General features: G+C 57.5%; 13 protein-coding genes. 8 read left to right on the forward strand and 5 right to left on the reverse strand.

Features of this window, described 5'->3' with window-relative positions:
• The 5 genes from FQ755_RS31850 to FQ755_RS31870 all read left to right on the forward strand — a co-directional run.
• Positions 1-851: phage capsid protein (locus tag FQ755_RS31850; protein WP_144160634.1), on the forward strand; the 851-nt coding region annotated here is incomplete at its 5' end.
• Positions 848-1,867 (forward strand): hypothetical protein, encoded by a 1,020-nt coding sequence (locus FQ755_RS31855; protein WP_144160637.1) that lies wholly within the window; start codon positions 848-850, stop codon positions 1,865-1,867. The genes FQ755_RS31850 and FQ755_RS31855, both read left to right, overlap by 4 nt.
• Positions 1,868-1,960: 93 nt before the next feature.
• Entirely contained in the window at positions 1,961-2,218 is a 258-nt protein-coding gene (locus FQ755_RS31860) for a hypothetical protein (protein WP_144160640.1), read from the forward strand.
• 108 nt (positions 2,219-2,326) lie between these two features.
• Positions 2,327-2,710: a hypothetical protein gene (locus tag FQ755_RS31865; protein ID WP_144160642.1), complete on the forward strand. Its 384-nt coding sequence runs from the start codon at positions 2,327-2,329 to the stop codon at positions 2,708-2,710.
• Positions 2,707-3,003, forward strand: a complete 297-nt coding sequence (locus FQ755_RS31870) for a hypothetical protein (RefSeq protein WP_144160645.1) — start codon at positions 2,707-2,709, stop codon at positions 3,001-3,003. The genes FQ755_RS31865 and FQ755_RS31870 overlap by 4 nt, the downstream gene beginning before the upstream one ends.
• 201 nt (positions 3,004-3,204) lie before the next feature.
• On the opposite strand, the gene FQ755_RS31875 is transcribed toward FQ755_RS31870, so the two are convergent.
• The 3 genes from FQ755_RS31875 to FQ755_RS31885 all read right to left on the reverse strand — a co-directional run bounded on the left by FQ755_RS31875 (position 3,205) and on the right by FQ755_RS31885 (position 7,379).
• The gene (locus FQ755_RS31875) at positions 3,205-5,361 is read right to left on the reverse strand and encodes a hypothetical protein (RefSeq protein WP_144160648.1); all 2,157 of its coding nucleotides are present in this window, start codon (positions 5,359-5,361) and stop codon (positions 3,205-3,207) included.
• 32 nt (positions 5,362-5,393) lie between these two features.
• Positions 5,394-6,623, reverse strand: a complete 1,230-nt coding sequence (locus FQ755_RS31880) for a hypothetical protein (RefSeq protein WP_144160651.1) — start codon at positions 6,621-6,623, stop codon at positions 5,394-5,396.
• A gap of 408 nt (positions 6,624-7,031) precedes the next feature.
• Positions 7,032-7,379, reverse strand: coding sequence for a helix-turn-helix domain-containing protein (locus FQ755_RS31885; protein WP_144160654.1), 348 nt, complete (start codon positions 7,377-7,379; stop codon positions 7,032-7,034).
• 162 nt (positions 7,380-7,541) lie between these two features.
• Here FQ755_RS31885 and FQ755_RS31890 point away from each other — a divergent pair, with 162 nt between their 5' ends.
• Together FQ755_RS31890 and FQ755_RS31895 are read left to right on the forward strand one after the other, a co-directional pair.
• Positions 7,542-8,171, forward strand: a complete 630-nt coding sequence (locus tag FQ755_RS31890) for a hypothetical protein (RefSeq protein WP_144160657.1) — start codon at positions 7,542-7,544, stop codon at positions 8,169-8,171.
• Between the two features lie 95 nt (positions 8,172-8,266).
• A complete protein-coding gene (locus FQ755_RS31895; RefSeq protein ID WP_260858975.1) occupies positions 8,267-10,240 on the forward strand; it encodes a cell wall anchor protein in 1,974 nt (657 codons plus the stop codon).
• Positions 10,241-10,451: 211 nt separating this feature from the next.
• On the opposite strand, the gene FQ755_RS31900 is transcribed toward FQ755_RS31895, so the two are convergent.
• Positions 10,452-10,844, reverse strand: a complete 393-nt coding sequence (locus tag FQ755_RS31900) for a hypothetical protein (RefSeq protein ID WP_144160660.1) — start codon at positions 10,842-10,844, stop codon at positions 10,452-10,454.
• A 33-nt stretch (positions 10,845-10,877) separates the two neighbouring features.
• Positions 10,878-11,783 (reverse strand): hypothetical protein, encoded by a 906-nt coding sequence (locus FQ755_RS31905; RefSeq protein WP_144160663.1) that lies wholly within the window; start codon positions 11,781-11,783, stop codon positions 10,878-10,880.
• Positions 11,784-12,286: 503 nt separating this feature from the next.
• Between FQ755_RS31905 and FQ755_RS31910 the strand changes: the two genes are divergently transcribed.
• Complete coding sequence (locus FQ755_RS31910) at positions 12,287-13,570, forward strand: hypothetical protein (RefSeq protein WP_144160667.1); 1,284 nt, start codon at positions 12,287-12,289, stop codon at positions 13,568-13,570.
• Positions 13,571-13,884: the final 314 nt, after the last annotated feature.

Genomic DNA, 13,884 nt, shown 5'->3' on the forward strand with positions numbered 1-13,884 from the left:
AGAACGGCAAGCGGCTACCCCAGAAGGATGACCAGTTTACGGTCACGTCCCAGTTGCAGAATCGCGATGGCTGGATGCTTCATCCCCAGGATTCGGAGCTACGGAAGCTTCAACCCGGCAAGCTGAGATCGATCCCCGTCCGGTTCCTGTTCAACGATCCGGATTTGAACCTGCGTGCCGAGTACTCGTGCTTCGACCGCGATACTGGACGGCCCGTGTGCGTGGGCAACGGCGAGACCTGCCGTCGCGCCGGTAATGCCGGGATCGAAGAGATGCCGTGCCCGTCGCCGGACGGCTGCGCGTTCGGTCAGGGCGGTGCCTGCAAGCCGTATGGCCGGCTCAACGTGCGGATCGGCAGCGAAGACGAGATGGGCAGTTTCATCTTCCGCACGACCTCGTATAACTCGATCCGCACGCTCGCCGCTCGCCTGCATTACTTCAGCGCGGTATCGGGCAACCTGCTCGCATGCTTGCCACTGGAACTGAAGCTGCGCGGGAAGTCCACGACACAAAGCTACCGCTCAGCGATCTACTACACGGATCTCGGCGTGCGGTCAGGCAGCACGCTTGAAGCGGCGATCACCGAGGCGCATGAGCTGGATGCACGCCGGAAATCGACGGGCTTCGACCAGACCGCACTTGATGCCGCTGCGCGCATCGGATTCAGTAACGGTGCGTTCGAGGATAGCATCGAGGAAAGTGCTGCCGTCGCCGAGGAGTTCTATCCGGAAGCGGAATCCGGTCGTCGGGAGACGGCCGACGACGCAACGGTCACCACGACATCGCCTCGTCCGACGCTGCGCAACAAGCTGGAGAGCAAGGCAGCGTTACTCGGCGGGACCGCCGCATGACAGCGAGTTCCCGCTGGGCGCTATCGCTCGCAGTTGGTGCGACAGGCACCGCACTCTGCCTGTCGGTACTCGCTGGCTGGCAGCGTGGCGGCACGTTGGCCGAGCGGTGCGCGTGGGTCGCGATCGGCATGGTGCTCGTCACAAGCGCGCACCTGCTGCCAGCGTTGCTCAGGGATACATCAATCCCTGTTCGCATCGCGGGTACCCTGCTCTGGCTCGCGTGCATGGCGGCCGCCTGTTACGGGCATACGACCTTCTTCCTGCTCGCTCAGCAGCACGCGGGAGAACGCAGGGCGGCGTCAGTGCCGACCACGAGCATCTCCGAACCCGTTCGCAGCATGACGGTCGTGATGGTGGAGCGCGCCGCCGTGACACATCAGCTCGCCCTTGCGCAAATGCACCGTTGTCCGCATGACTGTTCGACTCTAGAAGCGCGGCGCGTCACGCTCGCCGCGAAACTGGAAGCGCTCGATGCCGAAGCCGATGACATCCGCCGCCGTGATGCTGCGGACGATCGGGTCACGGCTTCGCAAGAGTCGCTACGCGCTGATCCAGTCACGTCGCGACTCGCCGCGTTACTCGGGACGACGGTCACCCGGATCGATCTGGGGTCGGCACTGATGTTCGCCGCCGTGCTGGAAGGCATCGCGTGCCTGTTGTGGACGGTCGCGCTTCCGTCATCTCCCATACCTGCCCGGGAATCCGTCCTGACTTCGCATGAAGTCATGCCACAGACGGAACCGGCTAGAAGCGCGCCTCCAGCCATGGAGTCAGCGGTAACGACTACCAGCTCTGGCCAAGCTTCCGAATCGGTCGGCAGTAAAACTGAAACTGGAAGTCGCGCATATCGCTCCGATCCGCACACCGGACCGATGGACGACATCTTATCCCGCCTCGCGCAGGAAATCGAAGCTGGTCGTGTTCGACCAACTGTCGCCGGGATTCGCCAGCACCTCGGCTGCTCTCAGACGAGGGCCGCTGCGTTGCGCAAACGACTGATTACTTCATCGCCATAACCGGACGCGCTCCGCATCCGGCTTTCCCTTCAACTTGCGATCACCGATCCGGTCCTCCGGAGGCCCGTGCTCGTCCCTTATCTGGAGCAATCCATGCACGAAACGAATTTTATCTATCGCCCACCGCGTCCTGGTGCTGTGACTAAGGGACTCGGCATCGTCGCCTGCGTCACTACAATCAGCCTCATCGCATGGACCTTTGAGCAACGCCGTAAACGCGAACTGGCACGGGCCCTCGCTTCGATGCCCGGTGCTGCAAACATCCTGCCGGCTCTTGGAGTCCACTCGGAGATGGTTCTCAAGCAGCTTGGCGTAGGCGTCCGGGCGAAATCGGAACGCCGCCAGTCGTAACTTCACGGCTTGTTCAAGACCGGCGCGCGCCGCCAGCTTTCCCTTCATTTCTCGCACGCTTCCGGTTCAGTCCGGAGGTACGTGCTCGTCCACTTCCACGAGAAAACGATGCATCAACCTAAACGACTCAAACCCTTGTTTCATCCGGGCAAGCTGCTCATCTCGCCCGCGGCCTTCATCGCACTGCGTGTGAACGGTGTTCCCGTAATCAGCGTCATGCTCCGTCACATCGCCGGTGATTGGGGCGTCATGTCCGACGAGGACAAACGCGACAACGACGCGTCGATCTCGACGGGCCTGCGGCTGATCTCGATCTACCGCCTGCCGGACCGGACCCGCATCGTGGTCATCACGGAATGGGATCGCTCGAACACTACGATCGAACGTCTCGATAATGTCGTGTCTGGTAGCGACACTCGCCAGGCTCAGCCGGCAAACCGTCACTATCCAGTCTGGCCCACCGTCAACTCTGCGGGGGAGAGCCACGCATGAGCCACTCAGAACGAAAAGGCGCTCGATTTCGGATCGGCAAGCCTGCTATTACACCTGCGGCACAGGCGGCCCTTGACGAGTCCGGAATACAGGCGGTCCTGTTGCTCGCGCGGCACGTGAACTGCGACTGGGGCTATCTATCGGTCGAGGATCTTGCTGCGAACGAGCTTGCCTTGCTGACCGGCAAGCGTCTGCTGTCGAGTTACGATCTGCCAGACGGGCCACGCAGGGTTTGGATCATAACGGAGGCCGATCGCTCCGTGACCACGATTTTGTTGCCGGAAGAATATTGATTCAGCACCGACAAACCGCCGAACCCAACGAGCCGTAGTCGGTTGGGTTCGGCCCACGGCGACCATTCGCATGAGATGTGTGTATGCCCGTTGCTCGGTTTGCACCGGTGTTGACGTGAGCGTTCTCGTCGTGACTCAAATCACTGCAACCGCTACGAAAAGGTGCTCAAGCCGTCTAGAAGGCAGCGCGTTGCCCTTGAGTCAAAACCTTTCTGAATCGTCGAGCTGCCCGGCTGGACGAGGATCAAGAAGGCTTTTAAGTTCTTGATCACCTGCTTGCCCCGTGAGAGTCGTTTGCACCCACGTTGTCAGAGCACCTTTATCAATGGGCTGAAGTTTCAGTCGTCCCGTGCCAATGGCGAATGCAAATTCTGCTACGGCTTCTCCCTGCTGCTTCGTTCGAGATGCAAACAGTTTCTTGATAAATAGAAGCATGTACCCACTCTCGGTCGGCAATGACGAGTAGTCAAGCTCCGAAGGGTACGCCTGCCGAAGAATGGCAGCTTGAATGATTCCATCGTTGTATCGATTGAAGTTTTGCGGGTCGAGCACAACTTGCTGAAACGCGTCCGAAGCCAAGCGATGGGCATCGGAGTGAAGCTCTTCCGTCCTTGCCCGCTGCAATATCGCACCTAACGTGGCAAGCACCATTGGGGCATGTTGCGCACCTTCGGTATAGTCACAAGTCCAGAAAACGAAATCCGGGCGGAGTTTCAAACGATGACTACCTGGAACAAGCGTAGGCAGCAGCGAGTCCTCGAACAGTCCCGCCTCGCGGCGTGGATTCCATCGATATTGCAGGACGTGGGCTCGTGCGTCGCGTGATCGGATCGCTTCGTCCTCATCGCGAAGAGATTGCTGTAGCGCGGCCCCAATAGCCAAAGTGTGATGACACTCGAAGGAGTTAGTTTTATCTTTGGTTTGGGATAGATTGCGTTTCAGGAACGACGCGTCTGAACTTGATTCACAAAGCTGAACTCCGACAAGATAGGTCTTGGCACCGAAGTGCGTCGCACGTAAATCACGTGACACGCCAAGAAGTCGCGAGCCTTTGCTTACAACCGCTGCGACGATCAGAAGCGCGCGTTCAATTTGAAGGGGCGTGATCGTCGACTCCAAATCAGAACTCGCGCGTATGCCCCAAGGCAGATCAATCGACAGCTTCGTTAGGTAGGCAGCACATTTCTCCGCCATCCGTTTACTGGCCGGGTCGTCCTGGAATACGATCCCTTGTATGGAAGCTGGGACTTTGGCTCGTAGCTGTTTGTATAGCCATTCCTCGAACGGCGGCGATTCGACCAGCACTTGACCATCCACGAATAGGGTACGCCGCTCGCCACCGTCGTCTAAACCGTTCACCGAGAGGAGCGGAAAATTGCAGAAGTCTTTCGCAAATTTCGCGGCCTTTTCGCACCGGTGAGCGTCGAGCGCCAGTGTGATCTTCTTCGGGGGAATCTGTTCGGGCTGGAATCGTTCCCCGTAAACGCGCAAAGGTCGGATACCCGCTACGGATGTCGTGCTGTCTTTCCAATCATCCGGCCGCGCGACCGCGCACAGCGCAAGCGCGGAGTCTCGAGCATCACCAAACGTCAACAACGTTAAGACATCATTGTCAGTACAGCGAGTGTGGGAAATCCACTTCCTCTGAAGCGACATGGACGACGAGGCTGAAATAATGCAGAAGAACGTCTTATGAGGTGGGACATCAAGGTCTAGCATCCCCTGGTGAGAGTGAAAGCTGAGGATCTGCGGTGTTCTCTTTCCCGACCGATACCGCATTTCTCGGAGAGAGTATGCGATAGAGGCTATGGCCATCGAGTCGACGAAGATGACCTTTAGATCGTCGATTTTCAGTCGAGGCAGTATTGCAAGAGCCAGGAAGTCGACCGACGCGCTTGTAGATAAAGCCTCTTCCGCTCTCAAAAAATGACTCGATCTATCACCAGACGGCTTCAGAAATTCGAATCCGGAAGGTGCTCGAACCACGGCGCTCCCGTCAGCGAAAACTGCTTTGACGCCGCGATCGAGAATGCTCGGGAATACTTCTTCCAAATTTTCCCGCGTGCATAGCTTTTCTGTTGTGACAGCAGATTCAATGCAGATTACTTCCACTGGCCGGCATGTGATATCGACGATCAAAAGGTGTAGGCTGGTCTTCCCCTTAAAGCGATTCAGGCTGTGCTTGACCTTAGTACTCGACAGCATCTCTATCGCCGTCGGACTGTCGCTGTCCAGACAGACGACCAATACGCCGTCTGGATAGAGTATGCCTTGGGCTACTTCACTTAGCGCCGCGGCGAAATCGGCAGACGACGACGCACCCGGCGGCTTGAAGATCACTTCCAACGTCGTGTCCAAGGCGTGTTCCCAACGAAATGAGAATAGGACGCTCATTGGTCCCCTCGCGACAAAGGGATTGCAATGGTGTACGAAGTACCCGGCGTGACAGGGAGTTCGGGGCGCTTTTCGTACCAGTGCTGTGGGGCAAACTTGCTGGTCCCCGGTTTTGAGAAGTCCTGATGCAAAAAAAGGCGCCCAGTCCTTAGCGACATAAATGCGCCAAGTCCTTTTAGAGCCTCCAGCGAGGAGTCGAGCCCTTGGCCGAATCCGCTGGAGCGCTTCGTGGTCGCGTGCATCTCAAAGCACGCTTTCACGTAGTTGGTTTCCTCTTCGACCGAAATATGGTTCACATCGGTCGAGCTTGCGTGTTTGGCCGCCCATCGTCTGGCGAGGCCTGGCCCAGTGTCATAGACAGTAACCTCAAGCACACGCGTGGGGAGGAGGGGCACGTCTCTCGATTCGCTGCGCGGCTGCATATGCTCGAAGCGCCGCATGTTCTCATCCGCGGATGGACGATAGAATTTTTTCTGCGATGTAGATAATGCCAGATACCGGCCCAAAGGCCCGCTGTCGTCGCCCGATTCGGTTGGGCGAGCGCGATACTCATATGTTCGCATGAATATCCCTCGGACGTTCCCGAAGGGATAAACGAGGTCACGCTCATCGAAGCGAGCATGATCGTGGGTGTTGGCAAAGAGTTCCTCAACCAAGGTGCCGAGGTATTCGAATTTCTCTCCCGAAATGGCACGTAGTGCGAGCGGCTCGAACGATTCGATCATCTGTCGAGTCAGGGTCTGAAAGCCTTCGGCTTTGCGAAGTGTTCCTTCGTCTCGCTGGCTATACAGAGGGAGTAAAAACTCATTTGCCGCCCCTTGGAAACAACACAGGTGCGCCGCGCGACTTCCGTTGGTATCTCGGTATCTCGACGACTGCATAGCCAGGAGAGTCGGTATTAGATATTTTCGAATCTCGGCCGATGTAGCAGAAAACTTCAGTGCTCCAACCGCACTTGCTGCGAAGTACAGGGCCGCGCATCCGTGCGGCTCAAAGGCAAGCTTTGTAAGTACAGTGCTCGGCGGCGACCCAATAATCTTGAGTTGGCGAGATGAACTGGTGCGTGACCATTTGGCGAACCACTGTATGAGCAAACCGCTCATTCCAAATCGACCACCATCCTGAAATCGCGACGGCACCGAAACGGTCGCAGAGCTTTCGTGTGACAACGATTCAACCAACTCGAAAAGATCGTTATAGCTGAGATCCCGCGGGATGGATAACATACAGTCCTCGTTGATGAACGTTGGCACAAGCTAACAGCGAAAAGAACATGCGAAGAGGATCTTACCGGGACAAATTCTCAATTCGCATAGGTATAAGACAGTTAGTCAAACTTGTGTGCTGCTGTCTTTGGCCTTCCATCGCGGCCGACGCTTGAAGTCGAGTGGTAGCGTCGCGGTCGTTTGATGAGTGCTTTAACGGTCAGCGCTGAGTCGAATTTGTCTTATCCAATTTCGATGGGCTGTGATCGGCCAAGACAGGACCATTGGGCGTCGTCCGAGCGATCGCTGTAAGCCGGCCAACCAATATAGACGCTGCGTATACCGATGACCGATGATGGCTGAACTCTGCCTGCCGTCTCTCACTGATACCTGCTATACCCACGTCACCAACTGGCTAGCCCCGCGCCTTCAGCGTCGCGCAAGACGACCGGCCAAACGTTCAACAATCTCAATCACCATCGCGCGATCGTTGCCACTGAGCTTCGCCAGAAGCTGACCGACGTACTTCCCTTGATCGCTGCTACGCGTGCTGGCTCCGGTTAGCAGATCGGCAGCATCGCAACCAAAGATCTCGGCCAGTTCTACCAGCCGCGCCACCGTCGGCATCACGAGCCCGCGTTCCATGCGCGAAACCGCCTCGTTGCCGATCCCAAGCAACTCTGCAACCTGCTCCTGTGTCTGGCCGCTCTCCAGTCGATGTTTTGCGATCGACCGGCCGATCAGGCCAGCAAGCTCATCCAGATCTACCTGCGTCATGTGCTCTCCCATTCGACCTGAATGGTTGAACACTCCACCTTTTAAATTAAGGACTTTGAAGGTTGATACTAAACTTTATACGATGAATTGCCGTTAACTTTTACTGCGGTACCGATCGGTGCATTACCGAAAACCTTACAAATCTAACAGGAACTACAAAGCATGAAGAACCGCCGCTACAACTGCATTTCCCATTTTGCACTGGCGTCCGTTCTGGCCATCCTGCTTTCTGCATGTGGCAACAGCACGCCAAGCGAATCCAATGCCAAAGCAGTCATTCAATCGCAGCTCGACGGCTGCCCATACCTCTCGCTAGAGGATTTCAAGAGGACCAATGGCATTCCCGGCGATGACCCGAACAGCTACCGGGTCGATGTTGCATACACGCTCAGGTTTAAGCCGTCCGACGACGAACGGGACAGCATGAAGCAATGGGGGACGCTGATGAAGCAGCAGGCAGCCCTGAACCAGCAGGAAGAGCAGGATCTCAACGCCGCATCGGCGAAATACACCTCCGGCACGGATGAATCCGCCGCTGCCATAAAAGAAGTCGAAGACAAATACAAGGACCGCCAGGACGATCTGAAGCAGCAGTTGAGCCAGACGCTGGACGCCCGGAGTTTCCTCAACAGCCTGCCGGACAAGTGCTCCAACTTACCGCGCTCGTTCTGGATGAATTTCTTTGCGAGCGACCAGGACATCAAGGACATGGTCAGAGGTGGCGTGGAGAAGTCCTACACCGACACGATCTCGATGGCCAGGACCGACAACGGCTGGCAGGCCGCCCGGTAACCCAGTCATTCAACCCTATCGCCTGCCGCGTGTTCGGCGGCGGGCGCTCATCCGGGTTCCCCTCGGAGCCCATTACTTCAACAGGAAAAACCAAAATGAAGAACAAACGCGCATCGGGGATCGCGCAGCTTGTACTGTGCGTTGCCGCGACCGCCGTGCTTACCGCATGTGGTGGCGGCTCGTCGGGCGGTTCCGCGCCTGGCTCGACGGCGTCATCCTCTGCCAGTTCTCTGGGTGGGACGGTCGCAATCGGTAACGCACTGGTCGGCGCGCCCGTCACCGTGACGGACGCTACCGGCAAGGCAGTCACGGCCACTTCCGGGAGTAACGGTACCTACACCGTCTCGATTACCGGTATGACTGCGCCATTCGTGATTACCGCGACTGACCCATCCGGCGCGACCGGCACCCTCTATTCGGTTGTCGCGAGTATTACGACCAGTAACGGCGCGCCGGTCACGGCCAACGTGACGCCGCTGACCACGGCGGTCGCGGCGCTGCTGACGGCAGGCGGCAACCCGCTTGCCTTGACGCAGAGCGGCGGTCTTTCGGCCGTCACCTCTTCAGCCGTTGCCACGGCGGTCACTACCCTAGATACGGCACTTGCGCCGGTCCTTGCGGCAAACGGGCTGTCGGCCAAGGCATTCGATCCGATTGGCGGCACATTTACTCCGAACCAGACCGGGGCGGACGGCGTAATCGATTCGGTCGCAGTCACGCCTTCGGCGTCTGGTAGCGGAATGCAGATCACGAGTCTTGCCGATCCCGATACGGCCATCCAGCTCAATTCCTCCACGACCGTTTCGACCGCGCTCGCAGCGCCGTCCCAGCCGGCGAACTACCTCGCGAATCTGGTTGCTGAACTCGGCCAGTGCATGTCCGACGTGCAGAGCGGCGCGACCGACACGAGCGACACCGCCTGTACGTCGGCGATCGACGCCAGTTACCTGAACGATGGTCAGGGGACGGGCGTCGCGGGTTTCGCAGTGCGCCACACGCTCTTCACGAAGGGTACGACGCTACAGGGCGTGAAAACCGTGGCGTTCCTGCCGGCGGGTACGCTGCCCGCCATCAGCAATCCTGCGGCACTCGTCTATTTCCTGGTGACCGATCCGAATGGGACGCCGGACTTTGCGAGCGATATCGTGCAGCAGTTACCCAACGGTAGCTGGAGCATCATCGGCAATCAGCAGCAGTACAACGTCGCTATCGGGTCGTTCCTGGGTCGCATGCAGTTCACGGATAGCGCTGATGCAGGCAACGGGCGATACGAGTCGGGGCTGAATATCCAAATCCCGGCGAACGTCACGGTCAGCGGCACCTCGACCAAAGTCGGGTCGGCCCTGGTACAGGGACCGGGGCTGCCGGCGAGCGGGCTCTATCTGCTCAACACGGCCTTTGTTCCGGCAAGCCTGACGATCCCGACGACGGCGCTCACTGCACCGTGGACAGGGTGCGGAGCCTGCGCGCAGTCGAACAGCACGACCACCCAGTACAAGTGGGACTGGACATCGCTGTCCGGCAGCAGCACGTTCTCGCCGACCACGGCAGACTATGCTTCGCAGCCAGCTAACGTGTCAGCCATCAAGGTGTTCGGCGAATATACGGTGACGCTTTACTCGATGAATGGCACGCAGATCGGGCAGGCGCAGTCGGTGATCAATGTTGCACCCAACATCGCGGCATTGGCAGGTGCAACGGTGCCGTGGCCGACGCTCGGTAGCGACGTGGTGAGCGCCTTCCTCTCTCCGGGCGGCGCGCAGACGACGGCTGCGGTATCTGCGCTGAATCTGGACTGGACCGTTCCCACGGCGAGCAACGCGTACCCGAACTTCTGGGCGTCGGTTGGCGTCGTCACGGCCGCAACCGCCAACGGTCCCGAAGAAGCTGTTCTGAACACGAGCTGGAACGTACCCACAGTAAGCGGCGCAACGTATTCGGAGAGTTTCAACCCGTCGCCCGACAGCGTCACCAACGAAGCCTTGAGCGCTGAAGCCGCACGTAATGCCCAATTGGGCTGGGCGGCCGACGGGGAGTTCTATACGAGCACCTGGCAATACAACAACTAACTGATGGTACGAAGCCGTGACTCAGGGTAACACCCTGGTCACGGCTTCGCGTTTGTCGGCAAGATGGAGCCACCGGACTTTTCGGGGCTCCTTTTTTTTGCTCTTTGTAAATTTGCGGGGAGTGGAGGTCACTTCCCGACCCACTACTGTCCTTCGACCCTGCGCCACGCCAATGGCTGCGTCGAAGCTAGAGCGGCCGCACACGTCCTGCTCACCACCCCGGAATCCCGGCTAACGTCGTAAGCGTGCCCGCGAACACCGCGATGGCCGTCCAGAGGGCTGCATTTGCGTTCAGCGCCCCGCTTCGCTGATATGCTTTCTCTATCGCGATGCGCCTTTTCGATTCCTCTCCTGCGATGTACGACGCGTAATTCATGGGGTCTATCGTCCCGCGCCACGGCGACTTGGTTTCGGGGATGATCTCAACTTTGCTTGCTCTGTACCAGAGCAAGGACGCGCGCAGGCCCACGAGTAGAGTCGTGAAGGCAAGCACGGTGGTTATCGGCTCTTTCATGTGGTTTTTATGCATACGAAACCTACAACGATGCCATCGATCGAAGAAAAGCAAAAGCCCCACATATGGTGGGGCTTCGACGTGGTCCACGTTGCGTGGCCATCTCTAACCGACCCAGCAAAGCTAAACGCCCGGATCAGATGAGGCTGTGTAGAAGGGATGTCGCGAGATAAGCGTGTCTGGATCAAGTACCCAGAGCGCGGGAGTTTCGTAGCCGAGAGTTCTCCGTCCGCAAACGTAGACATTTGATCCGCTACCGTCAGGTCGTTTCCAGTCGACCCCCAAGTAGCGGGAATTCAAATGCTCATATACTTTTAGAACTTGCGGAGCCCCTCCAATGTGCGCCGTTCTGGAGAGAAATGGATTCGACTCAACATCGCGCAGCATGTCCCGAATAACTTCAAAGGGCTCCCAGTCAAACTTAAAGTCACTTACTTGATGAGGGGCCTTGCCACGCGACTGAAGCAGCAGTGCCAGACGTCGCCGTGCGTCATCTTCATACTCGGTGTCGCCTGAGAATATCCATGACTGGCCGCACCACTTCTTAACAGGCTCAGCGACAAACCGGCTCTCGTCCGCAACCGTTCGCGCCTGTTCTTGTCTTCCTTTGGGCGGATGATGCAGCTTGGGGACGTGAAAGTGAATCCTCCAGATCAAGAATTCCTTTCGAACCCACGAGTAGCCTCCAAAGAGAAACTTCGCAGACGGGATGCCTTCGTCACCCGATGCATCATGCACGGTTTCGAGCAAGTCTTCGAAAACCTTCAATACATGAGACTTGAGGACCGTTATATCTTGAGCTCGCGTCGCACTTTTCTCGTAAGTTGAGATCGCGTTTGCAACTTGGTGCATTAGAGGATATGCCCACTCTGTGCTGCCTGCGAAACAGATGAAGGCGTCTGATCTTGGAAGCGTAATTACTTTTTGACCGCAATCCATTTTTTTCGCGCCGTTCAGGCGGCTGTCAGTCACGATGACCAGTTCTTTGCAATTCTTTAGCGTTCGAACCCATGCGGCCGTGATCGTCATAAATCGGATGCTCTCAGTGAAGAACCGGATGTCGGAATTTTCGGCGTGAAGTTGCTCGGAAAAGCATCATACGACGAATGACCATGCGCACGAACTGACGAACGATGAGTGACTAGCAGAACTGAGCGGCTTCCAACTGCAGAACGGTCGTTCGTGCGTCTGCTCGCGCGTGTCCCCGAACGTCCAGACTTGACCGTGAGCAGCCCGTTATTGGGGCAGAAATCAATACCTTGCGATCCTTCGACGACAACCATGCGAGCGATTACCGTTCTCTACGTACCGGTCATCCGTCACATAGCAGAGACTGCTCTGCGGCAGCAATCGAATTGAACTCTGAGGAGGCGTGCTTCGCGACTACGAAGCAGCAGACGAAACGGACTTATCGTTTTCTGCCGTATCAGCATCGGATCTACCGGCTAGGTCGCCCTGCAAACGGGCATCTACCAATACAATCCAGAGCTTGTTTTGTCGCGATCGCCCGATGCAGAGACTCGGAGGAAACTATGAAGCGCAGCGAGTTATACGAAAAGGTCTGGTCGGCGCCGATGACCAGGCTAGCCAAGCAGTTGGGAATATCGGACGTGGGTCTAGCCAAAGCTTGCCGTCGTCATGATGTGCCTGCTCCTCCTCGGGGTTACTGGGCCAAACTCGCAGCTGGGCACAAGCCTCCGCGAACTCCGCTGCCAAACCCCAAACTTGATGTCGAGGTGCATTTCACAACCCTTGACCCCAACCAACTGGCGCGTCAAAGAGCCATTGAGAGTCGGCGCGCGGAGTTGCTATCAACATCGGATGCATCGGCGAAAGAACGTGCACCGATTGTATTCGCAACTGACCTCAAAGGCGCGCATCCGTTAGTTGGAGCTACACGCCGGTACTGCGATCGCCTTCCACGATTGATCGAGCGTGCCAAGCGCAACTGGGGTAAGAGCCGGATAGATACAAAGCCAGAGGACCGCCCACCGCCTGAGCAGCATGGCCGATATCATTTAATCCACCAAGGATGCCTCGACATAAACGCGTCACTTGCATCCATGGATTGGATTCTGCGATTCCACGCGACGCTTTTGCGCAGCCTGTCAGACGGCGGCATGAAGATCGTGAGGCTGGAGAATACCGAAGCAACCTACGCTCGACACCGCAGTGGACCGGCAATCGAAATGAGACTGGGAGATGAGACTTTCTCGCTCAAGTTTTCCGAGGGCTACCGCCGTATTAGGCTCTTCCCGGCCGAGGTAGCGGAGAAAAGGAAGGAATCGTCATGGGCGAGCGAGTATGAAACGAAACCCTCCGGAAATTTCACCTTCAGCATTCAGGGGACGGAGTATCAGGCTAGCAAAACGTGGCAGGGCACGCATGAAAAGCTGCAAGGGCTTCTCGACGAGATCGTGCGAACGGCATTGCTGTTGCCCGCGCTGCAAATGCGGTTGAGAAAAGAGCGAAAAGCTAGCGAGGCCGATCAACAACGCGCAGCGGAGGCGCGAGCGCGAGAGCAGCGACGAAGCGAAGCCCACGCGGAACAGCTGAAGCAGGCTTTTCTCATGATGGAGGCGGACGCACGTGTTCAGCAGTTAAAGAGCTTTCTGGATCGGCTAGAACAGAGAGCCGACGATCTTCAGCCTCCCTATGACGACCGGTTGAAAATATGGCTAAAAGTTGTCAGGAATGAACTCGCCGCTCGAAATCCGGTAGACGAAATTTTGTCTCGATGCGTTGCTGTTCCATCGTGGACGACCTGGCCACCGGCGTGGTGGCCGATCGATATCAAGCTCGATATCGTCGATTGACTTGGCGCAAGCGGACACTCGATATGGGTTCGGGAATGGCTCTTCCTGGCCGATCACTGTCTCATGCGAACGGCATGGGCTCCGCGAATCTCTACGGTCGCAATCGGCAGCACTACATTGGCGCCCGTGTCGAAGCGAGTGATGCCCGTCAGGTAATCCCGTATATCTTGGCGCGTCGCGTGAATGCCTGTAAGCGGCTCGGCTGGGCCGTGTCCTCACGCGCGCGCGAGCAAGGCATGATGGTGATGGCGTGTTGGAGTCCGTGTAGATCAAGGGAGATCGTGTCCACGATCGGCGATCGTGGACACGATCTA

Origin of the sequence: Paraburkholderia sp. BCC1885, from assembly GCF_900996235.1 — a bacterium.
In the GTDB taxonomy this organism is placed as follows: Bacteria; Pseudomonadota; Gammaproteobacteria; order Burkholderiales; family Burkholderiaceae; genus Paraburkholderia.

Bases quoted from the DNA above. Each gene is read 5' to 3' on its own strand.
- FQ755_RS31865 (WP_144160642.1), top strand. From the start codon at position 2,327: ATGCATCAACCTAAACGACTCAAACCCTTGTTTCATCCGGGCAAGCTG.
- FQ755_RS31860 (WP_144160640.1), top strand. From the start codon at position 1,961: ATGCACGAAACGAATTTTATCTATCGCCCACCGCGTCCTGGTGCTGTG.
- FQ755_RS31905 (WP_144160663.1), bottom strand. From the start codon at position 11,783: ATGACGATCACGGCCGCATGGGTTCGAACGCTAAAGAATTGCAAAGAA.
- FQ755_RS31910 (WP_144160667.1), top strand. From the start codon at position 12,287: ATGAAGCGCAGCGAGTTATACGAAAAGGTCTGGTCGGCGCCGATGACC.
- FQ755_RS31895 (WP_260858975.1), top strand. From the start codon at position 8,267: ATGAAGAACAAACGCGCATCGGGGATCGCGCAGCTTGTACTGTGCGTT.
- FQ755_RS31885 (WP_144160654.1), bottom strand. From the start codon at position 7,379: ATGACGCAGGTAGATCTGGATGAGCTTGCTGGCCTGATCGGCCGGTCG.
- FQ755_RS31855 (WP_144160637.1), top strand. From the start codon at position 848: ATGACAGCGAGTTCCCGCTGGGCGCTATCGCTCGCAGTTGGTGCGACA.
- FQ755_RS31870 (WP_144160645.1), top strand. From the start codon at position 2,707: ATGAGCCACTCAGAACGAAAAGGCGCTCGATTTCGGATCGGCAAGCCT.
- FQ755_RS31890 (WP_144160657.1), top strand. From the start codon at position 7,542: ATGAAGAACCGCCGCTACAACTGCATTTCCCATTTTGCACTGGCGTCC.
- FQ755_RS31880 (WP_144160651.1), bottom strand. From the start codon at position 6,623: ATGTTATCCATCCCGCGGGATCTCAGCTATAACGATCTTTTCGAGTTG.